The sequence below is a fragment of the Dokdonella sp. genome, assembly GCF_035703485.1.
Classification (GTDB): domain Bacteria; phylum Pseudomonadota; class Gammaproteobacteria; order Xanthomonadales; family Rhodanobacteraceae; genus Dokdonella.
Genome location: NZ_DASSYD010000034.1, coordinates 1 through 6,467, shown reverse-complemented (window position 1 = coordinate 6,467; position 6,467 = coordinate 1). Strand labels below are relative to the sequence as shown.

The 6,467-nt window shown below is 59.8% G+C and carries 6 protein-coding genes; 1 reads left to right on the top strand and 5 read right to left on the bottom strand.

What is annotated here, in order from left to right:
* Positions 1-180: hypothetical protein (locus VFN25_RS02875; protein WP_325138618.1), on the top strand; the 180-nt coding region annotated here is incomplete at its 5' end.
* A 350-nt stretch (positions 181-530) separates the two neighbouring features.
* On the opposite strand, the gene VFN25_RS02870 is transcribed toward VFN25_RS02875, so the two are convergent.
* The 5 genes from VFN25_RS02870 to VFN25_RS02850 all read right to left on the bottom strand — a co-directional run bounded on the left by VFN25_RS02870 (position 531) and on the right by VFN25_RS02850 (position 6,247).
* Positions 531-797 carry a hypothetical protein gene (locus tag VFN25_RS02870; protein WP_325138617.1) on the bottom strand — a complete coding sequence of 89 codons (267 nt, stop codon included), beginning with the start codon at positions 795-797 and terminating at the stop codon, positions 531-533.
* A gap of 89 nt (positions 798-886) precedes the next feature.
* On the bottom strand, positions 887-2,728 hold the full coding sequence (locus tag VFN25_RS02865; protein WP_325138615.1) for a sodium:proton antiporter: 1,842 nt from the start codon (positions 2,726-2,728) through the stop codon (positions 887-889).
* Between the two features lie 231 nt (positions 2,729-2,959).
* Complete coding sequence (locus VFN25_RS02860; protein WP_325138613.1) at positions 2,960-5,227, bottom strand: UvrD-helicase domain-containing protein; 2,268 nt, start codon at positions 5,225-5,227, stop codon at positions 2,960-2,962.
* An 86-nt stretch (positions 5,228-5,313) separates the two neighbouring features.
* Positions 5,314-5,526 carry a hypothetical protein gene (locus VFN25_RS02855; RefSeq protein ID WP_325138612.1) on the bottom strand — a complete coding sequence of 71 codons (213 nt, stop codon included), beginning with the start codon at positions 5,524-5,526 and terminating at the stop codon, positions 5,314-5,316.
* A 97-nt stretch (positions 5,527-5,623) separates the two neighbouring features.
* Complete coding sequence (locus tag VFN25_RS02850) at positions 5,624-6,247, bottom strand: TIGR00645 family protein (protein ID WP_325138610.1); 624 nt, start codon at positions 6,245-6,247, stop codon at positions 5,624-5,626.
* Positions 6,248-6,467: the final 220 nt, after the last annotated feature.

The following is a 6,467-nucleotide window of genomic DNA, read 5'->3' as shown; positions in this document are numbered from 1 at the left end:
TTGTGCCCCATGCAAAGCGCCTCGCAACCATTAGAAAAAGCTCTGGAGGCGTTCGCAGCCATTCCGAATCTCCAGGCAGCTTTTATTGTTCTATTTGTCGTCTTTTCCGTGGTTGCGGGCAATGCTGTTGTTGCGCTGCACGGTGAGTTCAACTTCGAAGTGCAACACCCAACGCAGTGAAGTGGCCCAGGTGCGTTAGCCTGCGCAACCTCACCGGCAAGTGGAGTTGCACATGCGATATACGCACCTGAGCCAAGACGAACGCTACCAGATTCAGCGCCTTTACCGTTCGAGTGTTTCGATTCATTGCGCGAACTGGGGTCGCGTCTTGTATTGACACATTAATAGGTCACTATCCAGCGGCAATCGAGAGCGTGGTTACAGAGCGAACGACCGCTTCGGGTCGGAAGCGGCCTTTCGCCTCAGTTACCTGAGACTGGCACCAAGCCGACAAAACTGAGACGGCATATTCAAGTCGCCCGATGCAACCATTGTTCGGGCGACTTGTGCAGGGTTACTGGCGCCGATTGCTACGCTTCCGGTACGGCTGTCATTTCCTGGTGCTGCTTTTCCAGGGATTCGATGGTTTCTTCGAGCGCGTCGTAGAACTGGCTTTGCCGGTTCATGAGGTCTTCGAATTTTCCGGTTTGCTTGAGGCTCTTGAGTTCGCCCTCGAAAAGGATCCATGACGCGGTCAGATTTTCGACGTTGGATTTCGAGTAGTGGCGCATTTCCTTGAGCTGGGCAAGCGTATCAGCGAGATGCTCGGCGGCTGTCTTGGCGGCGTCTTCCGACATGGCTTTCTCCTCATCGATGCGTGGATGCGGTCCACGCGCCGGATCCCGTCAGTCTATGGCCAGTCAGCTGAACCATTTGTTTCAGCTGATCAGTCGGGCAGATCCGGCTCAGGCAGCGGAGTCTTGGCATCGACACTGATCGGGTGTTCCGGCTTCATCTGCAAGGCCATGATCTCCCAGCCGCTCTTCACCGAGGGCTCCGAGTTCGAGGTGAACGGAACCAGGCGCCGCTTCGGATCGATGGCGAATAGCGGGATCGCGAGGCCTTCGCTGCGCTGCTTCAGATCGGCGAGGGTGTAGTTGTCCTTGAGCTTGCTGGTCTTGATTACGGCGCCGCTTTCAATGGCCTTTTCAAGCGTGACATCATCGAGGCGGTCATCGAACAGCCACGGAATCTTGAGGCTGCCGGTCAGCGTGAGCTTGGCCTTGTCGCGGTCTTCGCTGGTGCGCAGGGCGAACACGCCATCGGTACCGAGTTCAGAACGGAAATGCAGGCAGGCCAGTGTGTTCTGGCCCGGGCGATTGCTCATCGCGAGCAGGCGCGCGACGCCGGTGGTATCGAGATGGTGTTCGGCGTGATCCGAGACCACGCTGCCGAAATAGGTTTTCAGATCGGCCATGCGCGCGCGTTTGAGCGCATCCCAATTGCTGTCGGCAAGGGTCACGTCATAGCCGGCTTTTTTCAGGGACTGGCCAATCGTCACCGGAACCAGACCGGAGCCGACGATGATCACGCCGAGCGGTTGCTCCTCGGCGAGTTTCCAGCGCAGGGCCAGTCGGCGTGCGGTGAAACTCTGCACAAGAACACTGGCAATGATGATGCTGAAAATTGCCGGCACCAGCAGCTCGCCACCGGGAACACCATCTGCCTCCAGACGCAGGGCGAACAACGAGGCGACTGCGGCTGCGACGATACCGCGTGGCCCGATCCAGGCGATCAGGCCGCGCTCGCGCATGGTCAGTTTCGAACCCGTGGCGCTGGCGAACACGGCCATCGGCCGGGCGATGAAGAACACCGCGAACAGAAACAACGGGAAGCCCCAGCCGAGCGCCTGGAAACTGCCGAGATCCAGACGTGCAGCAAGAATGATGAAGAGCAGCGAGACAAGCAGGACAGTCAGGCTCTCCTTGAAATTGAGCACATCGTCCATGTCGAGGCCGCGCGTGTTGGCCAGCATCACGCCCATCACGGTGACCGCGAGCAGGCCCGCCTCATGGGCGATCGTGTTGCTCGCCGTGAACGCCATGAACAGTACTGCAAGGGTGACCACGTTGCGCAGATACCACGGCACTAGATGGCGCTTGAGCAGACCGCCGAGCAACAGCGCGCCGAAGGCGCCGATCAGGCTGCCGGACAAAATCAGCTTGCCAAGCACCCACCAGGTGCCGTTGTCGCCGCCCTTCATCGCGAACTCGAGCGCGATGACCGCAAGCATTGCGCCGATCGGATCGATGATGATGCCCTCCCAGCGCAACACCTTGTCGATCACCGGCTTTGGCCGGATCGCACGCAACATCGGTGAAACCACGGTCGGGCCGGTGACGCAGCCGATCGTGCCGATGAGCAGGGCGACGCCAATCGGCGCTTCGAGGAAATACCAGGCCGCCGCGGTCAGGACGAAAATATTGATTGCCGCACCGAGCGTGACCAGGTTGAGGATTGGCCCGCGCAAGCCGTGAATCTCGCGGAAGCGCAGAGTCAGGCTGCCTTCGAACAGGATGATCGCGACTGACAACGAGGTCAGCGGAAACAACAGCTCGCCGAACACCTTGTCCGGCTCCAGCACTTGCAGGACCGGCCCGACGATGATGCCGACCGCGAGCAACAACACAATTGCCGGCAGGCGCACGCGCCAGGCAATCCATTGCGCGAGAACGCCAAGGACAACGATGCCGGTGAGGGCGAGGGGAATGGGAATGTTGGCGATCATTTGGGGCCGGGAGTCGGGAGTGGGAAATAGGAAGAAGCGGAACGCAGTTTCGTCGCTAACCTGTGGGAGCGTCTTTCAGGCGCGATGCTTTTTCCGCGATGCAGAGTAAACGATCGCCCGTGAACGGGCTCCAAGAAATGTGTTTCCATGTTGCCAGAGGTTTCCCACGTTTTCGCGACTCGATCAAATTTGCCTGAATGGCTCTTCCCGCTCACCGCTTGCCGCTCCCCGCTAACTGACCTCACTCAGCTTGGCGAACGCCAGCACCAGCCATTTCTGCCCGGCATTCTCGAAGTTGACCTGGATTCGCGTATGCGCGCCCGTGCCTTCGAAGTCAACGACGACGCCTTCGCCGAAACTGGCGTGAATGACCCGTTGTCCGAGCTTGAAGCTGCGCGGCTCTCCCGCCAACGAGGCGTGGCCGGTTTCGCGCGATGGACGACTGACCTGGACGCGTGGGCGGATCTCGTGCAGCAGCTCGCGTGGAATCTCGTTGAGGAAACGGGATGGACGTCCATACATCTCCATGCCGTAGATGCGTCGGGTTTCGGCATAGCAAAGAATCAGCTGTTCGCGAGCACGAGTGATGCCGACATAGGCAAGACGGCGCTCTTCTTCGAGCCGACCCGGTTCCTCGACCGATTTGTTGTTCGGGAATAGCCCTTCCTCAAGTCCGACGATGAAGACCAGCGGAAACTCAAGGCCCTTGGCCGAGTGCATCGTCATCAGTTGCACGCACTCCTGGCCGGCTTCGGCCTGCGCCTCACCGGCCTCCAGCGCGGCATGCGAGAGAAAGGCGGAAAGATCGGAGAGGCCGGCTTCGATATCCTCGGGGGTGCGCTCGAAGCGACTGGCCACGTTGACCAGTTCGCCGAGGTTCTCCAACCGCGATTCGGCACTGCTCTTGTCTTTCTCGTGATGATCACGCAGGCCGGTATGGACGATGACATGGTCCATTTGCTCGGCCAGCGCCAATGGCTCATCAATGACGACATTGCGCGCTTCGTCAGCGCTGTCGTCGCTCATCACCCGCCCTCCCTCACTATCATCCCGGCCTGCGTCTTGATGTCTGACTGGCGCAACCAGGCAATCGCGGGCCATTTCATCAATCAATTGCAGGAATCCGCGCAATGCGTTCCTGGCCCGACCGGTCAGGGTGCTGTCGGTCAACTCGGCGAGCACTGCTTCCCACATCGAGGTGTCTTCGCGGCGTGCACGCGCACGCACCAGATCGATCGTGCGCCCGCCGATTCCGCGCGTCGGTGTATTGACCACGCGCTCGAACGCGGCATCGTCATGACGGTTTGCAAGCAGGCGCAGATAGGCCAGCGCATCCTTGATTTCGGCGCGATCGAAGAAGCGCTGGCCGCCATAGACGCGATAGGCGATCTGGTGCTGGACCAGTTGTTCCTCGAAATTTCGTGATTGCGCGTTCGAGCGATAGAGGATGGCGACATCGGTCGCACGGTGATCGCGAATGTACTCGCGGATGCGTTCGATGACGAAGCGTGCTTCATCCTGTTCGTTGTAGGCGGCGTAGACCTCGATCGGATCGCCGCTGCCGTCGGCCGTCCACAATTGCTTGCCGAGGCGACTCGGGTTGTGCGCGATCACCGCATTCGCCGCGCCGAGGATGTTCGCAGTCGAGCGATAGTTCTGTTCGAGGCGGATCGTCTTCGCGTTCGGAAAATCGCGCAGGAAATGTTGCACGTTCTCGACCCGCGCGCCACGCCAGCCGTAGATCGCCTGATCATCATCGCCGACCACGAATACCTGGCCGGTGTTTCCGGCCAGTACCCGAATCCACGCGTATTGCAGGGTATTGGTGTCCTGGAATTCGTCGATCAGCAAGTGTTGATAGCGCTCGCGATAGTGGCCGAGCAAGGCATCGTCATGCAGCCACAACTCATGCGCGCGCAGCAGCAGCTCGGCGAAATCGACCAGACCGGCACGTTGGCAGGCGCGTTCGTAGGCGACATAGATATCGATCATCGTGCCGGCCAGCGGATTGCCGGCGGCGTCGATGGCTTCGGGTCGCTTGCCTTCATCCTTGGCCGAGTTGATGAACCACATCGCCTGACGCGGCGGAAACCGCGCCTCGTCGATGCCGAGGCCCTGAATGGTGCGTTTGATCAGGCGGTGTTGATCGTCGGAATCGAGAATCTGGAAGGTTTCCGGCAGACGCGCCTCACGCCAGTGCCGACGCAGCAAGCGGTGCGCAATACCGTGGAAGGTGCCAATGGTCAGGCCACGTGGCCCATCACCGACCAGATTCTGGGTCCGCGCGCGCATCTCGGCGGCGGCCTTGTTGGTGAAAGTGACGGCCAGAATCGACCACGGCGACACCCGATCGACTTCAAGCAGCCAACCGATGCGATGGGTAAGAACGCGGGTTTTGCCTGAGCCTGCGCCGGCGAGCACCAGATAGTGTCCGCGTGACGCCGTGACCGCTTCGCGTTGGGCCGGATTGAGGTCATCCAGCAAGTGAGAGACATCCATCGCGCCAGATTAACCGATGCCGAAACGAATCGCGGGATCGCCGTTGCCGACGATCCCGCTTGATGCATCAATCAGTGTCGGCGGTTTCAGCGCTTGCGCATCGCTCCGGCGACAACCAGGCCGAGTCCGAGCAGAGCGCCGGCTCCACCGAGCCACTGTGGCACGGTCTTCTCCTGCTTCACCGTGGCGGAAAATTCGCCCACTTTGAGCACTTCCTTGTTCTCGGTGAAATTGAGATTGCCGGTGAACGCGGCCGCGCCGATGGCTATCAGCAGAATTCCCGCAATAATCAGTCCCATACGCATACTTTGTTTCCCCTTGCTGGTTCGATGGAGTCGAAAGCATGGCGATTGCTGGCTGCATTGACGCTAAACGGCCGATCCGGCAGACAAGCCCTCAATGCGCGCCAGCGGGCTTGCCGCGTGGAATCGACTGCATGAGGCGGTCGGTATAGGCAATGCCGATGGCCGATAGTATGAAGACACAATGGATGATGGTCTGCCACATGACCCCCTGGGCGGTCAGGGTCGAGCAGGTTTGCAAAGTGCCATTGATCGCCGCCTGGGCCGCGCTGACCAAAGCGTCACCCTTGCAGAACGGCAATCCTTCCAGAGTGCCGGCAGCGATGAAAGTCTTGAGCAGATGGATCGAGGAGATGCCGATGATGGCCATGGCCAGCTTGACCTTGAGCACCGAAGCATTGACATGGCTCAGCCACTCCGGCTGATCCGGGTGGCCTTGCAGGCCGAGTCGCGAAACAAAGGTCTCGTAACCGCCGACGATGACCATGATCAACAGGTTCGAAATCATCACCACATCAATGAGACCGAGCACGATCAGCATGATCTGCTGCTCGCCGAATGAGGTCGCGTGCAGGATCAGATGCACCAGCTCCTTGATGAACAGAACGACATAGACACCCTGGGCAACAATCAGGCCGAGATACAACGGCAACTGCAGCCAGCGCGAGGAGAAGATCAATGTGGGAACAAGACTCAAGGGGGGTTTTGAAAGCGGCATACAAAGACTCGGTCAGGACAACGGGAGGTGGATTCTACGGAAATGGCACGGGCCTGGTCGCGCCTCGACCGGCTTGTCGTACAAGGAAAAGCTGAATGGAAAGGCGAGGAGCTGCGCGACGGCAACCCGGGTTAGGGCAACGCTGATCAAGTGGCCCAACCGTCATGGCATTCAGAAGGTTCGCCGGTCGTGCTGCGTGGCGAAGTGAAGGCTGGTTGCC

Coding starts and splice junctions, on each gene's coding strand:
- VFN25_RS02870 (WP_325138617.1), bottom strand. CDS start 797: ATGTCGGAAGACGCCGCCAAGACAGCCGCCGAGCATCTCGCTGATACG.
- VFN25_RS02865 (WP_325138615.1), bottom strand. CDS start 2,728: ATGATCGCCAACATTCCCATTCCCCTCGCCCTCACCGGCATCGTTGTC.
- VFN25_RS02860 (WP_325138613.1), bottom strand. CDS start 5,227: ATGGATGTCTCTCACTTGCTGGATGACCTCAATCCGGCCCAACGCGAA.
- VFN25_RS02855 (WP_325138612.1), bottom strand. CDS start 5,526: ATGGGACTGATTATTGCGGGAATTCTGCTGATAGCCATCGGCGCGGCC.
- VFN25_RS02850 (WP_325138610.1), bottom strand. CDS start 6,247: ATGCCGCTTTCAAAACCCCCCTTGAGTCTTGTTCCCACATTGATCTTC.